The organism is Sporomusa aerivorans (assembly GCF_041428895.1).
GTDB lineage: Bacteria > Bacillota > Negativicutes > Sporomusales > Sporomusaceae > Sporomusa > Sporomusa aerivorans.
The window spans coordinates 2361999-2383936 of record NZ_CP156926.1 but is presented as its reverse complement, the minus strand read 5'-3'; the positions used below and the strand labels follow the sequence as shown (position 1 = coordinate 2383936).

The following is a 21938-nucleotide window of genomic DNA, read 5'->3' as shown; positions in this document are numbered from 1 at the left end:
AATTCGGATTATTTTAAAAATAATTAGTTAGCTGCGCCTTGCAAACTTTATTTCCTCCTCAACCTTTAACTGCAATGCCTGATCTCCCATAAGACCGTAAGGCGATGCATATTGCTTACTATTATTTACCAACCTGCCGTAAAATATAAATAACCTACACCAAGCCCAAGAGCTGCATGCAGGTTATTTTTTTGCAGATTACTTCGCTTTAACAACCAAAGTACCTGCTATTTTATCTCCTAACCGTTGGTTACGGTCAGATATCCATATCAGAATAGCCCCCACCAAATAGGCGAACAGACCGTCAATGATCCGGCAGGCGGTACGTATGGCGGCAGCCCTGACATCGCAGGCAGTACCATCAGTGTTAACTACTTTAAGGCCAAAGAGCATCTTGCCGGGAGTTGCCCCGTTGTTGCCTTCAAAGTATGTGTAGTAGCAAAAACCTATTGCTAGTGACCACAGATACTCCAGGCCGCCGACACTTCCATGACTATAATCAGACCCAAACGCAGCCAGCAAGGCTCCACTGACAATAGCCAGAATGATTCCATCAATAATTGCTGCTAAAGCACGAATACCAACACCGGCGCCGTTGGTAAAGTAATTATTCGTATCAGGTGTATTCAAATTTCCACCTCCTTTAGTGTTATTACCCTGACATAATAATATATGCGTTAAAGTTCACGTAAGTGAAAAAAAAACCCGCCACCAGGGCGAGGTTACAATTTCACAATTTGCGCTTCAACAATGCCATTATCGCGGATATGTAAGATACCATAAGTCGGGCCTGTTTCGCCCCTCGGCGCACTGGGACTGCCAGGATTAAACAATAAGATGTCGTCGTGCCAGCGGTTATATGTTACATGCGTATGTCCGAAAATGACGATATCTGAGCAATATTGCCGGCCCCAAAAGGTCAGGTCTTGCGTCCCATACTTTACTTTGTGCCGGTGACCATGGGTCAACCAAATGGTCTTACCTGCCAATTCCACATACTCATCGGCAGGAACAGCAGCGGCGCGGTCGCAGTTGCCGGCCACAACCGTTACCGGCAACTGCGACAGTTCTGCCAGCCGCCAGCCATCCTGGTAATAATCACCCGCATGCAGCCAATGTTCAACCGGGCCGGCAGCAGCTATTACCCGCTTTAGCGACTGTATGTCGCCATGCGTGTCACTGACAACACCGATCCTCATTTTCCGAGTTCTGCCAATTGGTTTGTTAAGCTACTTAGCGCCCGGCCCCGGTGGCTAATACTGTTTTTTTCCTCCGCTGAAATTTCCGCCAGCGTACGGCCCAATTCCGGCACCTGAAACAGCGGATCATAACCAAAGCCCTTCTCACCACGCGCCTCAGCCAAAATAATACCTTCGACGGTTCCCTCGGCCGTAAGCAGGGTTTGCTCCTGATTGGCAAGGGCCAATACACAACGGAATCTTCCTGTTCTTTTTTCCGCTGGTACACCGATCAAATTGTCCAGCAGCTTTTTGTTATTATCGGCATCGCTGGCATACTCACCCGCATAGCGGGCGGAATAAACGCCCGGTTCTCCCTTAAGATAATCCACTTCCAAACCAGAGTCATCGGCCATACATAGCAGGCCTGTAAGACGGGCGTAATATTCGGCTTTTGCACAGGCATTTTCCATAAACGTTACCCCGTTCTCAGGAGCTTCCGGGTAGTTGCCCAAATCCGTCAGGGAGATAACCGTATAAGGAAGATTTTGCAATGCTAATTTAAATTCGGCAACCTTGCCGGCATTTTTCGTAGCCACAACAATCTGTTCAATTGTTTTATGCACCGTTTAACCCTCCCGGCCTACTTTCCACGCCAGTTGTCCAAGCGTTTCTTTCTGAATATCTAATAAAATCTCAATACCCTCTCTGCCGACAGAGAGCATTGCATTCAGTTCTTCCTGAGTAAATGTGCCTTTTTCACCGGTGCCCTGCACTTCCACAAATTGTCCGCTGCCAGTCATGACCAGATTCATATCAACAACTGCGTTAGAATCCTCGCTATAGCATAAATCCAGATATACGCCGTTAGGTAAAATCCCAACACTAACAGCGGCCAGGAAATCTTTTATCGGAAAGGGTTTTGAGTTCTCGCCCCAAATACTGTTGACGGCATCCACAAGCGCAACAAACGAACCGGTTATAGCAGCCGTGCGCGTACCGCCGTCGGCCTGCAGAACGTCGCAGTCCAGCCAAATGGTTTTTTCGCCCAAAGCCTTCAGATCAATAACACTTCTAAGGGCCCGGCCAATAAGCCGCTGAATTTCATGGGTACGTCCGGTCAGCTTGCCTCTGGCAGCCTCTCTCACATTGCGGCTTTGCGTTGACCTCGGCATCAGCGAATACTCGGCGCTAACCCAGCCTTCACCCGATCCTTTCAAAAATGGGGGCACTTTCTCTTCAACCGTTGCGGCGCAAATAACCTTAGTGTCCCCGAACTCAACCAGCACTGAGCCTTCAGCATATTTCAAATAATTACGGGTAATTTTTACTTTTCTTAGTTCGTCGGCTGCACGTCCGTCTGCTCTGGTCATAATGACCTCCTTAAGTTTAAATAGTTTTTTTAGATTTGTTCCAATATGTCCTGCTGCTTATCCTGAATAAAGTAATAGTCGTGTTGATCAGTCTTCCTGGCTTTATTTGCGGCATCTCGCGCCTGCTGCCTGCAGATGGGGCAACTGTTGCGGGGTATAGAGGCAATAAAGGCTGTTTGTATGCCAAGCGGCTGACCCTGGGCCTGGGTGGAAATGGTCTGATAGCCATTACACTCGGGGCATAGCCGGACTGTTTCAGTCTGCTGTTCCTGAATACCGCTGTCATCATAATAGATATTCCGGCGGCGCTGCCAGAATTCCCCGGCCTTGGCCACGGCAGCCCGTCGCAGTTTTTCTTTCTCCGCCCAGATATCGCGCCACTCTTTAACCAGGTTGGCAATGTACCCGGTTGTCGCATCCGACTGGCGCGGGCAGCGGGCAATATCCGGTTCCACCACCCGGCTGTAATCCAGTCCGGCCATGGCAAGAATAATGCCGGTATTTACGTACGGCAATGCGTCCTCAATCGAATAACCGCCTTCCAGTACGGCGATATCGGCTTTTAGCTTCTCAGCCAGTCGGGCATAGCCCTGAGCCGTTACCGCCATGTTAGCCAGTGGATCGCTATAATGATTATCCTGCCCGGCGGAGTTGATAATAATGTCTGGCTGAAAATCCTCCAGTACCGGCAAAACCAGATTATCCAGCACGTAATGCAGTCCGGTATCGGTCGTTCCCGGCGGCAGGGGAATATTGACAGTTGAACAAAATGCTCCCGGACTGCCCATTTCATTAACAGCGCCGGTTCCAGGATAAAGCGTACGCCCATCCTGGTGAAAGGAAATAAACAGAGTATCGGGATCATGATAAAAGATATCCTGGGTACCGTCACCGTGATGCACATCGGTATCGACAATGGCGACCCGGTTCAATCCATAGTGGCGGCGTAAATATTCGACCATGACGGCCTCAATGTTGATAGTGCAAAAGCCCCGCGTCCCATGCACTACCCGCATGGCGTGATGGCCAGGCGGGCGCACCAGGGCAAAAGCATGCTTGACCTCCTGGCGCAAAACAGCTTCGGCCGCAGTAATGGCCCCACCGGCGGAAACCAAGTGCGCATCGGTAATGAGCGAGGCAATATTAGGAATACCAATATGAACCCGCTCGGCATCTTGGATTTTAGCGAGCTGCGGCTTGTATTCCCTGATTGCCGGCAAATCCAGAAGTCCTTCTTCGACGATTTGGTCCCGTGTATACAAGAGACGCTCTTCCCGTTCCGGATGCGAAGGAGTTATAGCCCAGTCAAACGCCGGAAAGAACACCAAACCTAGCGACTTTTGATTCATTGTCCCGCCTCCCGCATGTGTACAGGCATAAGCACACCCGGTTTTAGCTGCAGCTTACAAGTAATAATTTTGCCAATAGTATTAAAACCCCGAATTACGTTAAATTGTTCTTCATAAAGACGTTCACTGTATACTGAAGCTTCGGCCATACCGCCGACGGCTGCCCGCTCGGCAATATGCGTTTCGGCCGCCTGCCAGGCTTCCGCTATAGTGAACCGTTTTGCAGCAAGCTCCTGTTTGATTCCGAGCTCCGGTACAGTATAAAATCCCTGTGCCGTATCGGCTCTTAGCGTAATCTCGGTTGTCGGCCTGGCCGACGCGGCCCCGATAGCATTGGCAACCATATGTCCGGGCGGAACCTGCCAGGGCAACTCCAGCCGTTCGGCAACAAGCGGCGCAAGCCCCAGGGCTGCCCCGCCAACGCCAACAACCAGCTCAGGAGTGAACGTTTCGCCATAAACAATATCTTCTACTTTATACACAGGTCTTGCCGCCTCTTCAGCCAACATGCCCTGAATGGTCTCTGCTATTGTATTTACTGCCAGCTGCAGCGTCTCATAGGCAGCATCTTCCGGAGTTTGATTGTCTTTTGCCACGCTGCTCATAGCTCTACGGGCCGCCGCCAAGTCACCATACTCAATTAGTCCTGCTGTCCGCAGCGCATCTGTCAGCGCCGGCTCGGTCCCGCCATTGGCCATGGCCGGTCCGCGGCGCATCGGCCCAACGGCCAACAACCCGTTTTCCCGCCGCACATAACTGTCGCCGCCGATTCCCACCGAACGCAGCCAAAAAGAACGCACTGCTGTGGGATAATTGTTTACCGTTGCTCCCCCCGGAGCGAAAAGCGGCACTCTCCCCTGCCACAAAGCAATATCCGTTGTAGTACCGCCAATATCCAAAGAGACGGCTGCCTCAGCCGGGTTGGCCAACGCCATTATGCCCAGCACACTGGCGGCCGGTCCGGTAAAAATAGCTTCGAGCGGCTGAAGCCGGGCAGACGCCAGCGGCATAGTACCGCCATCCGCTTTTAAGATATATACAGGCGCAGCTATCTTGCGCTCGGCTAAAGAAGCTTCGATGGCCGCCGCAAAATTATTAAATATGCGCCATACGGCCGAGTTGTAATAAGCGGAGTTAATCCGCCGGAGATAGTTGAGCGAGCCGGACGCCTGTGCGCCGAGTGTTATATACGCCGGTTGCATATATTCTTTTACCCAGCCGGCCACAGTTTGCTCCTGCAGAGGGTTGCGCACCGCAAACTTTCCGGCTACAGCAGCAACGGATGCAGTACCTTTTAATCCCTGGCAGGCAGCCGTCACTTCCGCCTGCACCGGCTTAGCCTGTTCCCGGCCGCGATGATCGGTATACCCGCTCAAAAAATAGGGTCGCCCCGGTATCAGTCCAGAGAGATTAATACCTGGCCCTGGCATTAGAAACAAAGCCACCGGATCAGTCTTATCCTCAACTAGCGCATTGGTTACAATAGTTGTTGACAATGCCACCCGCTTGATTTTTTTTACATCAATGCCGATGAGCACTTTGTCAAAGGCGGCTACAATACCACCCAGCAATTCCTGGTGGGTGGTCGGTGTTTTGGCCGTGGCCAGCACCTGGCCGTCTTTTATAACCACAGCATCGGTAAATGTCCCGCCGACATCAATTCCCAGCAGCATACCTTTCGCCTCCCTACAGCCAAACCGGCTATCTATACACGGCACAGCCAATAGCCCCGTTCAATTGGGGATACTGAGGTATAATGACTTCTACATCCATTTCCCGGGTAATAAACTCCTTGATCGAAGTACCTAACGCCACACCGCCGGTAAAAACGATCTGCCCGCTTTTAAGCGCGCTCAGCATAGGCTTGATGCGTTTAAATATAGTATAGTTAACACCGGCCGCCAATTCTGCCGTTGTATATCCTTCCACTATCCGGCCAATCAGTTCCGACTCACCAAAAATGGCGCAGGTGGCACTCAGTTCAACCGGATTGTCGCTATAGCCGGCCAATTCTTCCAGACTTATGCCAAGTACGGCAGCCATATTTTCAAGATACCGACCGGTACTGGCGGCACACTTATCATTTGTTTGGAAATCGACCATCTTCCCGTTGCGCACTTTTATAACTTTGCTATCCTGCCCACCCAGGTCAAGCAGGGTAAAATTAGTCAAACCGGTCTGATGAATAACCCCGAGCATATGTGCTTTAAGTTCAGGTATTACTGTCGCCCCGACAATATTAATAGTATTACGGCCGTAGCCGGTTGCCGTCAGGGAAGTAACCCCCGGAAACCCCAGTACCGCAAAATCAACCGCCAGACCATTTTCCGTTCGCTGGCCGTATTCACGGTAAAACTGCGCCGTTTCATACACATTGGCCGCCTTCTGTTCTTTAGTGTCCAAATCCATTATTACCAATTTAACACTGCGACTACCTAAATCTATACCACAACGCATGACTGTCCACCTCCTTGCCGGAAAATAATTGAAAAATTTAGATTGCGACATTTTATCTCTGGCGTGATTTTACGCCACTATTATCAGCGCAGCATTTCCAGAAAGCTTTCGATTCGCAGTCTGGTACGGGCATCAATTTTTCCAGGCTTATCGCCTTCAATTGTCAAAATGGGCACGTCCAGCTTTTCCCGCAAAATCATATCCTCAATCTGGCGGAAGCAAAAGCTCTGCACATAATGAATGATGCCGTCCAGATTGCGTCGTTCAATTTCAGTCTGAATATCTTTAATCCGGCCAAACACGCCATAGGGATACGTATACATTCTGTATTGCTCTACAAGGTCATCTGTGACAAACGGCATAGCAAACTGCCTTTGCACCTCGTTAAAGACAATTCTGGCTCCCATCGTCTCCAAGTACGGGTATAGATCAGTAAAAATAGGCGGGACACCAATATATCCCAATCTAAGCTCATCCGAATATTCCGAGGCATTCCCGGAGTGGGACAGAAATATGTCCACATCTTGTTCAAAACCGGTCACGTCACTGTTAAAATCGCTGCAGCTCACCTGGTACAAATGATTATGAAAACCGCTGACAGTATTATCATGCCAGGTTCGCCGGTCGATTTCGGCTACCTTAAGCCGGAGCCTGTCCAGCTGTCGTTTGGTAGTTTGCACAGCTTCCCAGTCGGTCCCTAAAAGTTTCATTAGCTTTTCCATTTGCAGTTTCAACAGATCGTAGTCCCGGTCAAACGGGTAAGCAAACGGAATTGTTTCAATTCCGGCCAGCTCATAGGTTTCCATTAGAGCATGCGTATTGCTGCAGTCTCCCTGGGTGACGGCAATAACTTTGTCTATACCGCCAAAATTAGCATTAAGTTCTTTATTTACCACTACAGCGTATAATCCCTTTATCCAGCCGCAAATATTCCGGGGATAGCCGGCTTCCTCCGCTGTTTCCACCATGTGCCCGGCATCCGGACTGGTAATAAAAATATTATTAAGATCTACAGGGACATGGCCTGCTGCCAGAATAATTTCTACCGGTACCGTTGTCGTGATACCGATGCGAGCCATAAATTCACCTCCCAAGATATTTAAGACAGAGGATAGTATCCCTACCCTCTGTCTTTAGTAAGTACTTATTGCGCAACAGCTTTTTGTGCAGCTAAAGCATAGTTTTTAATAATTACGATAGGGGTTTTCTGGCTGGCATTGCCAAACGGGTTATCGATCAGAATCCTGGCCACCTCTTTGGGGTCCAGTCCCTGCGTGGCTCCTAAGACAGCCGCCCGTTTGAGATCATTTACATCGGCTACGGCGGCTCCATAACAGCCCAGCCTTTTTTTGATCGTCTCAGCCACACCGTTTGGATCGGCCGGACCATATACCAGGCATTTATCAAAAGGCGGCATTGTCCCGGTAACATCATCAATCAACGCCGCCTGCTCTCCGGCCAGCTCATAAAACAAACCGTTCCTGCCGACTACTTTGCCGAGCATCCCCAAAAACATCGCCCAGGCAACCCGGAAGCTTCCCTCGGCATCTATAGCAGCCTGCATGCCATAAACACTGGACAGACTGCCTTTCTGCGGCACAAACCGGCAAAGCACCCTTGCCAAAAAAGAAGGATTCATATCTTCAGGACGTATAAACCGTCCCTGGGTGATGGCCACAACGCTTTCGGCAACAGATACCACGTCATTGGGGCCAATATCCTCTTTGGCATAATGCTCAATTACATCAACAATGTTGTCTTTATCCGTAAGTATGCGAGTAGGGACCGGTTTTAACGATAGCGCCTGCTCTGTCATATGTATATTCCTCCTATCTGGCTGCAGCCTCTCCACCAGCGGCAAGTGCCTTATGTATTTCATCGGCTTTCATAATCAGGCGGTTTTTATGTATGTACCAGGGACTGCGGGCAACTACCTGAAAGATAATATCAATCGGCATATCCACCATATCTCTCAGGGCAGCTTTAATATCGCCTGACTTGGCCGTGAACTTAACAGACAAAACAATTGATCCGCCTGTACTTTTAGGAACAATATAAGCTTCCCAATAACCGTCACTGCGGTTAGCGCTATCCAGCGTCAGCCGCACATCGGTATCGACAGCGTCAAACTGCTCCACGGGCAAAAAATGACGGGGAAACACGTCCATAAAAGTTCCATCCTGAGTACCGTCATTAACAAAGGGTATTGTTGTTGAAAACGTTGCGGTATCCTGGGTTATGCTTTTCAAAGTAAAATCTGTATGCTGCTCAACAAGAAACTTAAAGTGGGCATCTCCCTGGTTGGCAATATACAGCCATATACCAACAATTGCCCCTAGCACAAGGATTAATAAAACTGCTAACAATTCCACACTACTGCCTCCGTTTCCGGGTATCGGCAAGAAACCCTATAATTACTTTTTACAATTTCACACTATAATCTTGGAGATTAACCAGTTCAAACTCAGGCGCCCGGGCCCGCGTATGGCCGAAATCAATGGCACAAGTTGTAAATCGCTCCGCCCGCGGCAGATCGGCGGAAAAACACAGTCGCACATTTCCTTGCGCGCGAGTTGCCAGCATATCCTGATGCGCCAGCAAAGTACGCGCTTCGGCCGCCGTTTCTCTGGCCGGATTAATCAGCGCCACCTCAGACCCCATAATCTCTCTAATTAAAGGACTAATGAACGGATAATGCGTACACCCCAGAATCAACGCATCAACCCCGGCTGCATTGAGCGGTGTAAGATACTCCCTTGACGCCTGCTCGATTTCCGGACCAAAAAGTTTTTCCTGCTCAATCAGCGGTACATATTGCGGACAGGGTTGCGGAAAAACTTCCGCGGCCGGATTTAGCGCCTTAATGGCAGCAACATGCTTACCGCTATTGATTGTAGCTTCTGTAGCAACAACCCCAATATGTTTATTACGGCTGGCAGCAAGCGCAGCTGCAGCTCCGCTATTTACCCCGATTATCAGAAAGGGATATTCTTTTTTAGCCTGTTCGAGCCCGAGAGCCGTCATCGTATTACAGGCAGTTATTGCCAGCTTTACTTTTTGTGACGAAAAAAAATCCAATATTTCATGCATGAACCGCAAAATCTCGGCCGGCGGTCGCGAGCCATACGGAGTACGGGCAGTATCGCCAAAATATATAATATCTTCTCCCGGCAGTAGACTAAGTACTTCTCTGACAACGGTAAGTCCACCCAGGCCAGAATCATAAATCCCGATTGGCGCATTATTTCCCATGACGCCACCTCCTATCAAGTTAGTCTCTCTTGGCGCCATATATTATATGCAGCAGCCGAAACCGCTGACAATTCAATTGCCAACAGTCTCATTCACCGGCAAGACTTATGTAGTTTTTCAAAATACTTGTCCGGCAGACGAATTATTTTTCCTTGCTTGTTTGTAAATGCGTTTTGGGTACGCCCGGTAGCAAGCAATACACCATCCAGTTCTCTAAATATCTGGTAGGTAAAAACCATTTTGACTTTTGATACCTCAGCTAATTCGGCTTCTATCAGAATATAGTCGTCGAATCTGGCCGATGCCCGGTACTTACACTCTACATCGGTAATTGGGAAAACAATGTCTTCTGCCATCATATCATTAAGCAAAATGCCAATCTGCCGCAAATATTCGACCCTGGCCATTTCGAACCAGCGAAAATAGTTAGAGTGGTGCACCACCCCCATCATATCTGTCTCGACAAACCTTACTTTTTCTCGAACTGAAATCATAATCGCCTATCCTATTCCTGTTAGTAATAAGAAAAAAAGCACGCTATCAGCATGCTGGTAGAAGAATTTACTAATATATTGTACTCTTTTTTGGGCATTATTGTCAATGGCAGATTGCTGTAATTGGGCAAACTAGTAGTACGAGGCAAAGCGCTTCGCCCGAAATATTTTACGATCTAAAGGAGTATTTGATATGACAACCTACAAAGTTATTATTAATGGCCGGGAAACCGGCGAAACGGTAACTGCCGGCAGCTACGAGGATGCCTATTTTGATGTCGCCAGTACGGTAACGCTAACCTATGACACGACTGTAGATTTAATACCGGTTGCAAACAAAGAAACTACTGCCCAACTCCCCGGTTAAGGCGACCGGTAAGATTTTCCCGGATTATGAACAGTATTTATTGAGAAACAATATCAAAATTTTAAAATAATCGTTATTTCCTATTGACTTAGGTAAAAATTAGCTTTATAATCTAAATGAGAATTATTTTCAATTATGGAGTGAGACTTATGTCAGTATTTATCGTTGGTGCCGATGACCTAGGCAATATACCCTCCAATCTCTCGAAAGCAGGCGTAAAATCCATGAGACACTTTAAGGGACGCAAACGGGTATCTGAAGACATCCAAATACCGGCAAACACTGACTTAATCCTGGTATTTTCCGATTACATATCGCATAACATTGCTGAGATAATCAAGCGTAAAGCCAAAGAAGCCTCTTTGCCTGTTGTGTTCTCCAAGCGTTCCTGGAGTCATCTGCAGGGAAAACTTCAGCCTTTCATGGCTAACTAACCGGCAAAAAGAAAGAACCCCTTGCATGGATTGCAAGGGGTTAGCAAACTGGAATGTATGCCAAACGAATGGAGAAGAGAAAATAGCATTACTGCTATTAAGTCAATTCTATATTAATCACAAGAATCTGTCAATAATAATTATTTGTAAGTATTCAGTTTGTAGTTTGTCCGCCTGGGCGCATTGCAAACAAATAACAGTACCCACATTTGTGCAGGGTACTGTTTTCGTTATTATAGCCCTTATTTCCAGTTGTTCAGCAGATAATTTTCTGCTTCAGCGCACCACAAGCCACGGTTACGCGCCGTAATCTCGGCCAGTTTGGCAAAATGCGGATTATCTTTGCCTTTGAGCGCAAATTCAGCAATGGCGGTTAAATCCATATTAATGCCGGTGTAGATTAACTTTTTGCCGCCGGGAATATCAGGCAAATTCAACGTGGCAGCCGCAACACTGTCAAGTCCGCCAACATGGGTTACCATCACCGCGGGATTGATCAGCTTCTTCTCTGTCAGCCGCAGTGATTCGATCATATCATGGGTATTCCCGCCCGTAGTCCCCATCACGTGAGCCGCATTGTAATGAACATTGTAATAGTTAAGCATGCCGGAAAAAGCAGCGTCAGTGGGACCGGCAAAGAAATTCAGGCAGCCATCCCGCCCCAGAATCTGATCAGCCTGCTCCACTACGGCTTTTACGGGTGCATAGACATGCACATCGTCAAAGCCCGCGCCGCCGGTAAGGGCCTTCAAACAGCCCGGCACGTCTTTAATGTCTTTGGTATTTACAAAAACAAGTTCAACACCCTCTTTTTTTGCCTCCGCCGGTGGAAAAATCGTCTCTGCCCGGATAATTCTGGCTGCCTCCACATCGGTTACCACAATCAGGCCCGGTCGGCGGTCGCAGTGCAGCGCATAATCCACCGCACCCAGCCCCATGGGGCCGGCCCCGGCTAAAATAGCCAGTTTTCCGCCTTCAGCAATACCCATTTTATGCTCATAAGATCCCATATTAGTGTGATAACTGGCATGAAAGGCACCAATAATGCAGGACATAGGCTCGGCCAGCGAGGCGTCATAGTAGGCCTCGCCCTCATATTTTAGCAAACACCCCAGTTCCATAACCTCTTGCGGCATGATGGCAAAGGTAGCCGCGCCGCCGCAATAACGATAAGAGTACCCCGGTGAATCCATGCTTCCTTTATAATTTAAGGCCGGCTGCATCGCAAATTTTTCGCCCGGCCTAAATAGATGCCGCCACTTAGCACCCACAGCCACAATATTGCCGGCCATTTCATGGCCGATAATAACCGGCTGCTCCGCTACGTCCCTGGGGACACGTTTATGATCCGGACCCAGAACAGCCGCTTTATAGCTCGACATACAAATACTGTCGGAAATGACTTCAACCAAAATCTCATCTTCTTTGATTGCCGGCAAATCGAAGGTTTCCAGACGCAAATCCCTTTTGCCATATAACCGTACTGCGCGTGTTTTCACCGTAAAATCCCCCCTCATTGGACCTGGGTTAAAGCCGCCCACATGGCCGGCTAGCTTTCCTTTTCTCCCAGCTCGGCAACTAACTGTGTTAGCGCGTCAGCCGCCGCTTCGGCATCCGGACCGTCGACCATCAACTGCACTGTGCTGCCGGCAGATAATCCCAGCGAAAGAATGGCAAGCAAACTTTTGCCGTCAACTTCCCGGTCTGCTGTTTTAAGGCGTATGCTACTCTGGTACTTGGCCGCTGCCTGAACCCAGAGCGTAGCCGGCCGAGCATGCAAACCGTGCTTATTCAAAATAAGCAATTCCCGTACAATCATCTTTCACCCGCCCTTATACTGATTTTATTTAAAATGCAGCTAGTTCACGGGTAACGTGAACCTGCGCCAGCAATTTTTCCACTTCTGCGACCGAGCCCGCCTGTGTACCGGGCTGGATAACCGACGCCGTAGCCGCCGCTGTCCCCAGACGGGCGCAATCGATTAGCGACAGTCCCCTGGTTTGACCAACCACAAAACCGGCCACCATGGCATCGCCGGCGCCAACCGTGCTGTTGGCCACAACCGCCGGCGGCTTAACCCGGATCATTTCACCTTTTTCAGCAACAAGGGCCCCCTCTGCCCCCAGTGTTACTATTACCTGTTCCATACCGCCGGCAAGTAAGTCGGCAACGGCAGTTTTAATCTCAACAGCGGTTGTCAGCTGCCGGCCAAGCAACTGGCCAAGCTCTTCCAGATTCGGTTTTATAACATGAGGCCTGGCCTTGATGCCTTCGCTTAGCGCCGCCCCGCTGCTATCAAGCAATACTTTGGCCCCTTGTTTTTTCAGCAACGTAACCAATCGTCCGTAAACGGCATCCGGCACTCCCTGCGGTAAACTGCCCGCAATAACAAACCACTGTTGTTCCCCGGCCAGTTTTTGAATAACCTTCTCCAAAGCCGCCAGATCATGACCGGTGCAATTTAGGCCGGGAAAGTTAATCTCGGTTACCTTGCCATTTTGATCATCGACAATTTTAATATTAACCCTGGCAGCACCGGCAATCTCGATAAAAAAGTTATTAATACCCTGTTTGCTAAAATATTCAAAGAAAAGCTTGCTATTGTCCTGACCTAAGAGGCCGGTAACCGACACCGGCTGCCCTAGAGCCCGGACTACTTTGGCTACATTGATGCCTTTGCCGCCCGGATCAATGCGTTGCCCGGAAACACGGTTTACCTCACCTAATTGAAACTGCGGAATATATACAGTCTGATCAAGCGCGGGATTAAGCGTAATTGTCACAATCTGCTGCTGTCCATTATTGTCCATAACCGGATACCTCCCGCTATCTGGGTTGTGTCATGACCGTAACCAACGCAGCAAGCTGCTGTTTTTCATCGGCCGCCAGCCCCTGATCGGTTATCAACAGTTCAATTTCCTCTAAGCCGCAAACCTTGCACAGGCTGCGCTGTCCGAATTTTGAATGATCGGCTACCAAAATCTTCTCTTTAGCGGCCTGGAGCATATACCGCTTGGTTTCAGCCTCACTCAGATTCGGAGTGGTTATACCAAATTCAAGATCAATCCCGTTAGCCGCCAAAAATACTTTGTCAAAATACATGCGGCGCAAAGCATCATTAGTAAGTGATCCCACCAAAGAGCGTGTATTTTTGCGTAATGTTCCCCCGAGCAAAACGGTTTCCACATTGGCATCTTCGCTAAAGACTTGAGCAATATCCATACTGTTGGTAGCAACAGTAATTTTTTTATTGCGCAGCAAGCGGGCGATCTCCAATGTGGTTGTTCCGGAATCGAGCAGCACTGTCTCACCCGGACATACCAGATCAGCCGCCAAAACAGCAATCTGCTGCTTTTCCGCTAAAAAGCAGACTTCCTTTTCCTGAAAACTCATTTCAAAACCCGTCTGTACCGAAATAGCTCCCCCGTGTGTCCTTTGGATTAGCCCGTTATCCTCCAGTTCCTGTAAATCCCGGCGCACAGTGGATTCCGAAACGCCGAAACGCTGGCTTAGACTGCTTACCGTTACAGGACTGCCTAATTTAACAAGCTGCAATATCTCCGTTTTTCGTTCTTCAGCAAACATAATTTCCTCCAGTCACACTTTTTCAAGCAAACTTCCTGCGTTTATTATTCAATATTCTCTTCAAGATAGGCAAATAATTCCTCGGCACTTTGGGCAGCCATAAGTTTTTCCTTCCGGCCGGCGTCCATAAGAATGGTTGCCAGGCTTCCTAATAACGCCACATGATCTTCATTATTGCCGGCAATCCCAAAGGCTAAATAAACCTTCTGGCCATTTATCCATTCAATCCCCTGCGGTATTTTCAATACTACAATAGCGGCTCTTTTGACCAGGCTGCGGCTTTCTTCCGTACCGTGGGGAATGGCTACGCCTTCGGTAATATACGTACCGATATCCTGCTCGCGCTTGTGCATGGCCATTACATAATCCGGATGTACCGCACCGGCACTGATCAGTTGATTGCCCAAGAACTCGACAATTTCTCCTTTACTGCCAAAGTCACCGTTAATGAATACCAAGTCACGGTTAAAACGCATATATCTTTCTCCTTACTATCGTTCTATCGTGATAAAGAAACCTTGCGCGCCGCGAACAACTGGAACACACAAATTCACGGCGCGCTATCAACTGCCCCTGACAAAATTCTCTTAACTCATGAGTTCAGCTTCAGCATTGCCTGATCACTTCGTCATAAACCGGAGTATTAATAAAGTCCTGGACGCCATAAACTCGAGTTCCTGGATGAGCTTTTTTCTTTGCGCTTTCGACCAGCCCCATAGCGGTCAGTACAATATCAGCATCCTGGGGAATCTGGTTCACCGGACTGTGAACCACTTCGATATCTTTTTTTCCGGCCTGGGCTAGTTTTTTCTTAAGTACGGAAACAGCCATAACCGATGATCCCATACCTGCCTCACAGGCAAAGACAATTTTTTTCACGCTGGCAGCTTCTTTTGTTGCAAGCGTTTGGCTGTTGGCAGCTTGCTCTTCGATCTTGGCCGGCTTCAAAGCTTTGACCATTTGCTGCGCTTTCGCAAAATCCTCGCCGCTGGTCTCGTCGACATTGCTGCTGTACGCCCGGACAAACGGGCTGGATACCACAAAAGATACAACAGTACCTACCGTAATACCTGCCAGCACACCGAAAAGCCCGCCTTTGGGCGTCATCGCCAGCTCGGTAAAAATACTCCCCGGTGAGGGAGTGGCAACCAATCCGGCGTTAAACAGCAGGAAGGTTAAGTCTGCGGCCATACCGCCGGCAATAACGCCAATAATGCATAAAGGATTCATTAGTACGTAAGGAAAATAAATCTCGTGAATACCACCAAAAAAATGAATAATAATGGCACCTGGCGCAGACTGTTTTCCCATTCCTTTGCCAAATACCCAGTATGCCAGCAGCAGACCAAGACCGGGACCCGGATTGGTTTCCAGCAAGAAGAAGATGGACTTGCCAAACTCTTTTACTTCTGCTACGCCAATTGGCGTGAATACCCCGTGATTGATAGCGTTGTTCAGAAACAATACTTTACCTGGTTCAATTAATAGCGCCAATAAAGGCAGCAGTTTGGCCTCGGCAATGACTTTGGCGGCATTCCCCAAAAAGGTGGCAATACCTGCGACTACCGGTCCAACAAGGTGATAGGCTATCATGACCAGGAACATCCCTAGGATACCGGCGGAAAAGTTGTTAATTAGCATTTCGAAGCCTGTCGGAATTTTGTTTTCGATCATTTCGTCCCACTTTTTAATTACCCAGCCGCCAAAGGGCCCCATCACCATGGCCCCCATAAACATCGGGATTGAACTGCCGACAATTACCCCCATGGTGGCTATGGCGCCAACAACGCCGCCACGCAGGCCATATATAAGCCGTCCTCCCGAAAAGCCAATTAAGATAGGTAAGAGATACTGAATCATTGGCCCGACAAGTTTGGCAAAATACTCATCCGGCAACCAGCCTGTGGGTATAAAGAAAGCCGTAATAAAACCCCAGCAAATGAAAGCGGCAATATTGGGTATTACCATTCCAGCCAGAAATCCCCCGAACCTTTGCAGACTTTCTCTCATGTTCTCCCTCCTCATATTTGGCAAAAATTAAATAAGAACAATAGCCTTTCACCTACCTTTATCTTATTTTCATAATCATTTCCGAGTATATTGCTTGTTACTTTTGCTTTTTTCTGCTCATTTGTTATCATTTGTGCTCATTATAATTCCATTCCTAATAATTGTCAATACAATTTAGAAAAAACAGTCATTTGTATCAAATGACTAGCGTAATCATTTAGCCTGACTGAAAGCACAGATGTGTCGATTCATAAAAAGAACAGCCAGTAACCGGTGTAGCCGGATTTACTGACTGTTTTTTTCAATTCCAGGTCTCTTAAGTTCTAAAATATAAACACTATCTTTTTTTCTTATTTTTTGCATATCTCATGACTTGCTTCATTTCTCCGAGACCGCCAAACATATTTTTGATTTTTTCCTGTTCCAGCTGACGGGAGTTCAAACCTGCATAGCAAGCTTCTTTAAGCAGCTTTTTATAACTTTCCAAGCGTTCCTCTGGCAATTCGCCTGTATTAATTGCGTTCCGGACCGCACAACCCGGTTCAGTGGCGTGGGAACAGTCCCTGTATTTACAGTTGGCCGCCAAATCCTCAATATCCGCAAAAGCCTTGGCCAGATTAACGGAATCAAGCTGCAATTCGCGCATCCCCGGTGTATCAATTACGATTCCCCCGCCAGGAAGAAGCAGCAGCTGCCGGTGTGTTGTCGTGTGCCGGCCTTTATCGTCTTCCCTGATTTCCCGTGTGCTTAATACAGTCTGCCCTAGCAGACGGTTAATCAGCGTCGATTTGCCAACTCCCGAAGACCCGATAAAGGCTATTGTTTTTCCTGGTGTAATATGGGAAAGAATAGCTTGGCAGCCACTTTCTGTCATACCCGAACAGACGACAACATTTGTCCCACCGCTGACAGTGGCAATGTCTGCAAGACGCGCCTTCAAATCATTGCACAAATCAGCTTTTGTAAGCACAATGACAGGTATGGCCATACTGTCCCAGGCTATGGACAGATATCGTTCTAACCGGCGCAGGCTAAAATCCGCGTTTAGCGACATACAGATAAAAATTACATCAATATTGGCGGCTACAATCTGTAGTGAGTGTGACGTGCCCGCCGACTTCCTCGCAAACATGCTTTTACGCTGCAAAACATGAAGAATTACAGCATTGCCTGCATAATCATTCGCTCTGTCGACCATAACCCAGTCGCCAACCGCCGGAAACTCCGTACTGTTACTTGCATTATGGGCCAACCTGCCTGAAACCACAGCGGCAAACTCACCGCATTCCCCTACTAGCTTATACAGTTCACGGTGTTGCGAGCACACCCTTGCAAGGTACATGCCTTCATATAACTCCGCCTCTTGTCTAAAGCGGGGATTGAGCCCATAGTCCGCCAAATTAATATTTGTCATTTTGATCCTCCAAAATTGCATTCAATGTTTTTGGAGGGACAGTTTTAGTCTTTTCCCTCCCCGGCAGATAGAGTAACGGCAATCGGCATTTGTAACATATCTATTTCCCCTTTCAGTCTTTTAATTCGGTTTGCTGTATTAGCGGATAGTAAAACCGGTAATGTAATTAACTATCCATAGTGATATTATAGCATGAAGTTAGTTTAAAAAGAAAAATCCGCGTACCCGGAGAAGACAGGTAAGCGGAAAACAATCTATATGATAATCATTGGCAACTATATTATCAGATATATTAAGTATACTACAAGACAGCAATAATGTATAGTAATTTATAAGAATTAATTGAAATAACAGGTCTTCTCTATGGCCTAAATTGCCCGAGCTGTGCAATATCCACACCTAATCGTGCTCATTATTACTCAAGGCTGATTTAGTTTGCTGATTAACAAAGAGTTTCCCTTTAGAATCAATCCCGGCGTAGGTTACTTGGGAGATATCAGAAATGTTTCTCTCCGCCAGTTGTTTCTCCAGCCAGTCCTGCGAGCGGTTTTGCCTGCGCAAATTGCGTTCGATAACTACTCCATCCATGATTAATTCTACCGGAAAGGAAGGATCCGCCAGATGGATATTGAAGTCGCTTTTAGTTAAAGGCTGGTAGTCAGCCTTTTTTATTACACTTAAATCACCCGTAGTTTCTAAAATAGCATATTGCACCTCTGCCGGATCTAAGATTCCCTGTTGGCGCAAATGCCCGTTCAACTCATCTAGATCGTAGCGCAGGCCATGCATGTTTTCTGCGATAATACGTCCGTTTTCTATTACAATTGTAGGAGAACCATCAATTAATTTCCGGAGTGGGCGACTCTTGATTGTCACAAGTGATACTGAATAAGTAAGTGCCACAAACAATATAAGGTCATAATAATGATTCCATACTTTATCGGCATCTGCTGCTGCAATGTTGGCAGCCAGCGAACCTATTGTTATGCCGCTCACATATTCGTAAAACGTCAGCTGTCCGACCTGCGTTTTACCCAGGATGCGAGTAAAAAGCAGCAGACTTATGAATACTAGCGAAGTCTGCCAGGTGTCACGCAAAAATTCCTGCCATTCCATAATTATCCCCCTGTTTGTAAACTCGTACGATGATAGGTTGTGCAAAGCGCAAAAAGATATCCTGTCTATTTGGGGTATTTTTACCATGCCCGGATACAACAGACTAAATAAGCATTAGCTACTCTAAGAAGTACGCAAGGCGCTTTAAGAGCAACAATCAAGACTGACTGGAGAAGTGCTCCTGCGTTGATCTTCGTTATAAAATGCTTTTAATCCAGCCGATGTATTTTTCCGTAATGGAAAATGAATGGAATAGGGAGGTAATTCTACCTCCCTATTCCTGTTACTCCTGATTACTTAACTTGTTTTCTGCTGTAGAGCTTAAGCGGCTATTAATCTGCACAACATGCCGATCCATGTCTTGAGCCATTTGCTGATACATTGTTTTCGCACTTTGGTCATCAGTGGATGCGGCAAATGTAGAGTATGTACCCTTTGCTGATTCAGCGGCGGCCAGAGCTTTTTCTAAATCCTTTTTGACAGTCATAATACAGCCTCCATTCACTTGTTTACTGGACCCTTCACTATTGTTTGCAGAGTGTACTAGATTATAAGTGGAAGCATATGGCATCAGGCTAATGGTATATCACTGCAATGAAAGCCGAATTTCTCCAGCCTGCCAAAAGAGAATAAAGTAAACGGCCAGTTCGGTGAAATAAGATCAAGCTTTATTTTTTCGCCGCTGCAGACAATCTATAAAGGCTTCAATGCGGGTAACAATCCCAACATTGCTGGAGTGTTCATCAAGACTTAGCGTTAACATAGGGATCGAATAGTCTGCGGCAATGTTTTTCAAGGCATACTGGGCCACTATCTCGGGCATACAGCCAAAAGGATAGGCATGGATGATACCATCATAGCCGTTTTTCGCACACCAGACCGCACTTCCCGCAGATTTAAGTCCATCGCCGCCAACATGATAATTCATATAGGGGCGAGCCTGCCGCAGGTATTCCGTTTCTTCGTTATATAAGCCGAATATCCTGAGTAAGGTCTGCGCGTAAGCCCACTCACCGGTAGACACCAAACGCCTTACTTCTACACCCATTTTAACCAGCATATCCTCAATTTCAAAATTAACATATGGCTCTACCAGGACATAAAATTCACCAATAATCCCCACCTTAACAGGCTGAGCTTCACCGGCCAGGGCTTTCATAGCGCCAATGGCCTGTTCCTTCACATAGTCTACATCGCCAAAAGATTTACATACTCCGACTTCCGCCGCACCCGCTTTACAAAGTTCAATAATTCTCTCGGGCTGAGAACACCGCGGTCCGTAGTAGTTTTTTGCATGACTAATCGCATCAATGGCTTTTAGCATTTTCACAGCCTTGGCTATATGATACAAAATAGCGATACGGCTCTTATCGCAGGTAACAGTTCGCAAAAACCGGTAAAGGCTGGTGAAAAGCCCAGTCGTTGAGTTAATGGTGTGAAGGCTGATGTTTTGATTTGTAGATTTAGTAATTCCGATTTTTTGCACGGCGTTATAAAAGCCCAGTCGGCATTTGCCTTCTCCGCAAATAGTTACCAAAGTGTCTGCCCCACATTGTATCCCTTCCAGGAGATTACCCATCGTGATTTTATACGGCAAACAAATACCTTCCGGTGAATAACTTGAACCTAGCTCAACTGTTTTTTTCGTGATGGACGGAGTAGGAAGGTATGGAATTTCTAAACCTGCCAGCATATGATTCAGGGCAATATTTAAATAACCCATATGTGGGTAAATAATCTTCAAAGCTTACCCCTCCGTTCAATCAAGTCCAGAAAAGCTTCCAGACGGGTAATCAATCCCGCATTTCCTGTTTGCTCATCAAAATTCAATATCATATAGGGTATTTTCGACCTGCCAAGTTCATGATACTCCAGATAATCGTTCATCAGAGAGTCAGGCCCGCAGCCAAAACTAGAGATTACCAGTATTCCTTGAATGTTGGCCTGGTGGGTGAAATAATGCGCAGCCCCGGCTAACTTGGCTGATAACTGCCAATATATCTCGGGATGGTGCTGTGCGGCAAGCTGATATAACAATCTTGCCGGAACATTGTCGGGAAAAACAGGCTCGATTCCGCGTGACGCCAGAAGAGCTCGGATATCTGTTATAAAAAAGGAATCCTTTAAAAGATAGCTGTGGCCTAAGACAGCTATCTTTCTGCCTCCGGCCGGAGGCAGCACCTGGTTATCTTGTTGAGAAACTTTTCTTGCCTGGTGGTAAGCCCAGCAGTTTTTTAATGAGCTGATACCCAATTGGTGACTTATGGAGTAACATTCTTTGTAATTTTTCAGGAATGAAAACCCTTCGATGTTTGGGGAGATCAACCGGTCAGCCGGCAAATTAAAGGTATTCCTTACAATATCGGGAAGACCGGCAAATTTTGCGCAAAAAAAATAATTGTCATGGTAATGGGAAATGCGGGGAACAAATAAATGCGAGCAGTTGCCCAATAATGAATTTACATGGCCAAGGTATATTTTTAGAGGCAGGCAGGATTCATCTACCGATAGATAGCTGCCAATATTTACAATGCCTTTGGCGGTTGGTGCGGAAACAAGTGTTTTGACTCCGGCATTATCGAAATAGCGCTGCCAGAAGGAGCCAAACTCATGATAGTGTAATCCCTGTGGTATGCCAACTGTAATCATACATAATCACCTATCAGTAAATAGTGCACGCAGATAAGAGGTAGTAAACCTACCTCCATGCGCTAAACTTATTATTAACCGTCATTCATTCTGTATGAATGGTATGATGTACCAATAGGCACCTTTTATCACAAATCGCCTGCGAATAAAAGTCTAACCTTCTAACTCATGGCTAATACGAGAAATTAAAAATGGCCTTCCTGCAATATTGCTGGAAAGCCATTTTTGATGTCCTCGCATCGGTCAACAGTGCCCGCTGC

The 21938-nt window shown here is 47.3% G+C and carries 25 protein-coding genes; 2 read left to right on the top strand and 23 right to left on the bottom strand.

Translation table 11 applies throughout. The features are described 5' to 3' along the window. Positions 1-198 precede the first annotated feature (198 nt). The 12 genes from SATMO3_RS10995 to SATMO3_RS10940 all read right to left on the bottom strand — a co-directional run bounded on the left by SATMO3_RS10995 (position 199) and on the right by SATMO3_RS10940 (position 10103). Complete coding sequence (locus tag SATMO3_RS10995; protein ID WP_371380834.1) at positions 199-630, bottom strand: RDD family protein; 432 nt, start codon at positions 628-630, stop codon at positions 199-201. 92 nt (positions 631-722) lie between these two features. Further along, complete coding sequence (locus tag SATMO3_RS10990; protein WP_371380833.1) at positions 723-1199, bottom strand: metallophosphoesterase; 477 nt, start codon at positions 1197-1199, stop codon at positions 723-725. Beyond that, positions 1196-1804, bottom strand: a complete 609-nt coding sequence (locus SATMO3_RS10985; protein WP_371380832.1) for an XTP/dITP diphosphatase — start codon at positions 1802-1804, stop codon at positions 1196-1198. The genes SATMO3_RS10990 and SATMO3_RS10985 overlap by 4 nt, the downstream gene beginning before the upstream one ends. 3 nt (positions 1805-1807) lie before the next feature. Beyond that, complete coding sequence (gene rph, locus SATMO3_RS10980) at positions 1808-2551, bottom strand: ribonuclease PH (RefSeq protein ID WP_371380831.1); 744 nt, start codon at positions 2549-2551, stop codon at positions 1808-1810. 29 nt (positions 2552-2580) lie between these two features. Then, positions 2581-3900, bottom strand: a complete 1320-nt coding sequence (locus SATMO3_RS10975; protein WP_371380830.1) for a histone deacetylase — start codon at positions 3898-3900, stop codon at positions 2581-2583. Next, positions 3897-5573, bottom strand: a complete 1677-nt coding sequence (locus SATMO3_RS10970) for a hydantoinase/oxoprolinase family protein (RefSeq protein WP_371380829.1) — start codon at positions 5571-5573, stop codon at positions 3897-3899. The genes SATMO3_RS10975 and SATMO3_RS10970 overlap by 4 nt, the downstream gene beginning before the upstream one ends. A 28-nt stretch (positions 5574-5601) precedes the next feature. Then, positions 5602-6357 (bottom strand): acyl-CoA dehydratase activase, encoded by a 756-nt coding sequence (locus tag SATMO3_RS10965; RefSeq protein WP_371380828.1) that lies wholly within the window; start codon positions 6355-6357, stop codon positions 5602-5604. An 83-nt stretch (positions 6358-6440) separates the two neighbouring features. Next, a complete protein-coding gene (locus SATMO3_RS10960; protein WP_371380827.1) occupies positions 6441-7436 on the bottom strand; it encodes a 2-hydroxyacyl-CoA dehydratase family protein in 996 nt (331 codons plus the stop codon). Positions 7437-7501: 65 nt separating this feature from the next. Continuing rightward, positions 7502-8173 (bottom strand): coenzyme F420-0:L-glutamate ligase, encoded by a 672-nt coding sequence (locus SATMO3_RS10955; RefSeq protein ID WP_371380826.1) that lies wholly within the window; start codon positions 8171-8173, stop codon positions 7502-7504. 13 nt (positions 8174-8186) lie between these two features. Then, entirely contained in the window at positions 8187-8729 is a 543-nt protein-coding gene (locus SATMO3_RS10950; RefSeq protein WP_371380825.1) for a hypothetical protein, read from the bottom strand. 49 nt (positions 8730-8778) lie between these two features. Next, the gene (gene murI, locus SATMO3_RS10945; protein ID WP_371380824.1) at positions 8779-9609 is read right to left on the bottom strand and encodes a glutamate racemase; all 831 of its coding nucleotides are present in this window, start codon (positions 9607-9609) and stop codon (positions 8779-8781) included. Between the two features lie 92 nt (positions 9610-9701). Continuing rightward, complete coding sequence (locus tag SATMO3_RS10940) at positions 9702-10103, bottom strand: acyl-CoA thioesterase (RefSeq protein ID WP_371380822.1); 402 nt, start codon at positions 10101-10103, stop codon at positions 9702-9704. Between the two features lie 193 nt (positions 10104-10296). Here SATMO3_RS10940 and SATMO3_RS10935 point away from each other — a divergent pair, with 193 nt between their 5' ends. After that, positions 10297-10470: a hypothetical protein gene (locus SATMO3_RS10935; RefSeq protein WP_371380820.1), complete on the top strand. Its 174-nt coding sequence runs from the start codon at positions 10297-10299 to the stop codon at positions 10468-10470. 149 nt (positions 10471-10619) lie between these two features. Beyond that, positions 10620-10904 carry a DUF2325 domain-containing protein gene (locus tag SATMO3_RS10930; RefSeq protein ID WP_371380818.1) on the top strand — a complete coding sequence of 95 codons (285 nt, stop codon included), beginning with the start codon at positions 10620-10622 and terminating at the stop codon, positions 10902-10904. A 242-nt stretch (positions 10905-11146) separates the two neighbouring features. On the opposite strand, the gene SATMO3_RS10925 is transcribed toward SATMO3_RS10930, so the two are convergent. The 11 genes from SATMO3_RS10925 to SATMO3_RS10875 all read right to left on the bottom strand — a co-directional run bounded on the left by SATMO3_RS10925 (position 11147) and on the right by SATMO3_RS10875 (position 21678). Then, the gene (locus SATMO3_RS10925) at positions 11147-12403 is read right to left on the bottom strand and encodes a zinc-binding dehydrogenase (protein WP_371380816.1); all 1257 of its coding nucleotides are present in this window, start codon (positions 12401-12403) and stop codon (positions 11147-11149) included. A gap of 50 nt (positions 12404-12453) precedes the next feature. Further along, positions 12454-12723: an HPr family phosphocarrier protein gene (locus tag SATMO3_RS10920; RefSeq protein WP_371380814.1), complete on the bottom strand. Its 270-nt coding sequence runs from the start codon at positions 12721-12723 to the stop codon at positions 12454-12456. 28 nt (positions 12724-12751) lie between these two features. Beyond that, complete coding sequence (gene pfkB, locus SATMO3_RS10915) at positions 12752-13714, bottom strand: 1-phosphofructokinase (RefSeq protein WP_371380812.1); 963 nt, start codon at positions 13712-13714, stop codon at positions 12752-12754. 16 nt (positions 13715-13730) lie between these two features. After that, a complete protein-coding gene (locus tag SATMO3_RS10910) occupies positions 13731-14489 on the bottom strand; it encodes a DeoR/GlpR family DNA-binding transcription regulator (RefSeq protein ID WP_371380810.1) in 759 nt (252 codons plus the stop codon). A 44-nt stretch (positions 14490-14533) separates the two neighbouring features. After that, positions 14534-14965 carry a PTS sugar transporter subunit IIA gene (locus SATMO3_RS10905; RefSeq protein WP_371380808.1) on the bottom strand — a complete coding sequence of 144 codons (432 nt, stop codon included), beginning with the start codon at positions 14963-14965 and terminating at the stop codon, positions 14534-14536. Between the two features lie 130 nt (positions 14966-15095). Continuing rightward, positions 15096-16499, bottom strand: coding sequence for a PTS mannitol transporter subunit IICB (locus SATMO3_RS10900; protein ID WP_371380806.1), 1404 nt, complete (start codon positions 16497-16499; stop codon positions 15096-15098). A gap of 337 nt (positions 16500-16836) precedes the next feature. After that, on the bottom strand, positions 16837-17913 hold the full coding sequence (rsgA, locus tag SATMO3_RS10895) for a ribosome small subunit-dependent GTPase A (protein WP_371380804.1): 1077 nt from the start codon (positions 17911-17913) through the stop codon (positions 16837-16839). 399 nt (positions 17914-18312) lie between these two features. Continuing rightward, positions 18313-19029 (bottom strand): YetF domain-containing protein, encoded by a 717-nt coding sequence (locus SATMO3_RS10890; RefSeq protein WP_371380802.1) that lies wholly within the window; start codon positions 19027-19029, stop codon positions 18313-18315. A gap of 283 nt (positions 19030-19312) precedes the next feature. Continuing rightward, a complete protein-coding gene (locus SATMO3_RS10885; protein ID WP_371380800.1) occupies positions 19313-19516 on the bottom strand; it encodes a DUF1657 domain-containing protein in 204 nt (67 codons plus the stop codon). Positions 19517-19690: 174 nt separating this feature from the next. Further along, positions 19691-20773 carry a hypothetical protein gene (locus SATMO3_RS10880; protein ID WP_371380798.1) on the bottom strand — a complete coding sequence of 361 codons (1083 nt, stop codon included), beginning with the start codon at positions 20771-20773 and terminating at the stop codon, positions 19691-19693. Continuing rightward, positions 20770-21678 (bottom strand): acyl-CoA dehydratase activase-related protein, encoded by a 909-nt coding sequence (locus SATMO3_RS10875; protein ID WP_371380796.1) that lies wholly within the window; start codon positions 21676-21678, stop codon positions 20770-20772. Before SATMO3_RS10875 ends, SATMO3_RS10880 begins: the two co-directional genes overlap by 4 nt. Between the last annotated feature and the right edge of the window lie 260 nt (positions 21679-21938).

Coding starts and splice junctions, on each gene's coding strand:
- SATMO3_RS10930 (WP_371380818.1), top strand. CDS start 10,620: ATGTCAGTATTTATCGTTGGTGCCGATGACCTAGGCAATATACCCTCC.
- SATMO3_RS10910 (WP_371380810.1), bottom strand. CDS start 14,489: ATGTTTGCTGAAGAACGAAAAACGGAGATATTGCAGCTTGTTAAATTA.
- rsgA (WP_371380804.1), bottom strand. CDS start 17,913: ATGACAAATATTAATTTGGCGGACTATGGGCTCAATCCCCGCTTTAGA.
- SATMO3_RS10940 (WP_371380822.1), bottom strand. CDS start 10,103: ATGATTTCAGTTCGAGAAAAAGTAAGGTTTGTCGAGACAGATATGATG.
- SATMO3_RS10960 (WP_371380827.1), bottom strand. CDS start 7,436: ATGGCTCGCATCGGTATCACGACAACGGTACCGGTAGAAATTATTCTG.
- murI (WP_371380824.1), bottom strand. CDS start 9,609: ATGGGAAATAATGCGCCAATCGGGATTTATGATTCTGGCCTGGGTGGA.
- SATMO3_RS10920 (WP_371380814.1), bottom strand. CDS start 12,723: ATGATTGTACGGGAATTGCTTATTTTGAATAAGCACGGTTTGCATGCT.
- SATMO3_RS10975 (WP_371380830.1), bottom strand. CDS start 3,900: ATGAATCAAAAGTCGCTAGGTTTGGTGTTCTTTCCGGCGTTTGACTGG.
- SATMO3_RS10970 (WP_371380829.1), bottom strand. CDS start 5,573: ATGCTGCTGGGAATTGATGTCGGCGGGACATTTACCGATGCTGTGGTT.
- SATMO3_RS10965 (WP_371380828.1), bottom strand. CDS start 6,357: ATGCGTTGTGGTATAGATTTAGGTAGTCGCAGTGTTAAATTGGTAATA.
- SATMO3_RS10990 (WP_371380833.1), bottom strand. CDS start 1,199: ATGAGGATCGGTGTTGTCAGTGACACGCATGGCGACATACAGTCGCTA.
- rph (WP_371380831.1), bottom strand. CDS start 2,551: ATGACCAGAGCAGACGGACGTGCAGCCGACGAACTAAGAAAAGTAAAA.
- SATMO3_RS10890 (WP_371380802.1), bottom strand. CDS start 19,029: ATGGAATGGCAGGAATTTTTGCGTGACACCTGGCAGACTTCGCTAGTA.
- SATMO3_RS10905 (WP_371380808.1), bottom strand. CDS start 14,965: ATGCGTTTTAACCGTGACTTGGTATTCATTAACGGTGACTTTGGCAGT.
- SATMO3_RS10875 (WP_371380796.1), bottom strand. CDS start 21,678: ATGATTACAGTTGGCATACCACAGGGATTACACTATCATGAGTTTGGC.
- SATMO3_RS10935 (WP_371380820.1), top strand. CDS start 10,297: ATGACAACCTACAAAGTTATTATTAATGGCCGGGAAACCGGCGAAACG.
- pfkB (WP_371380812.1), bottom strand. CDS start 13,714: ATGGACAATAATGGACAGCAGCAGATTGTGACAATTACGCTTAATCCC.
- SATMO3_RS10885 (WP_371380800.1), bottom strand. CDS start 19,516: ATGACTGTCAAAAAGGATTTAGAAAAAGCTCTGGCCGCCGCTGAATCA.
- SATMO3_RS10955 (WP_371380826.1), bottom strand. CDS start 8,173: ATGACAGAGCAGGCGCTATCGTTAAAACCGGTCCCTACTCGCATACTT.
- SATMO3_RS10900 (WP_371380806.1), bottom strand. CDS start 16,499: ATGAGAGAAAGTCTGCAAAGGTTCGGGGGATTTCTGGCTGGAATGGTA.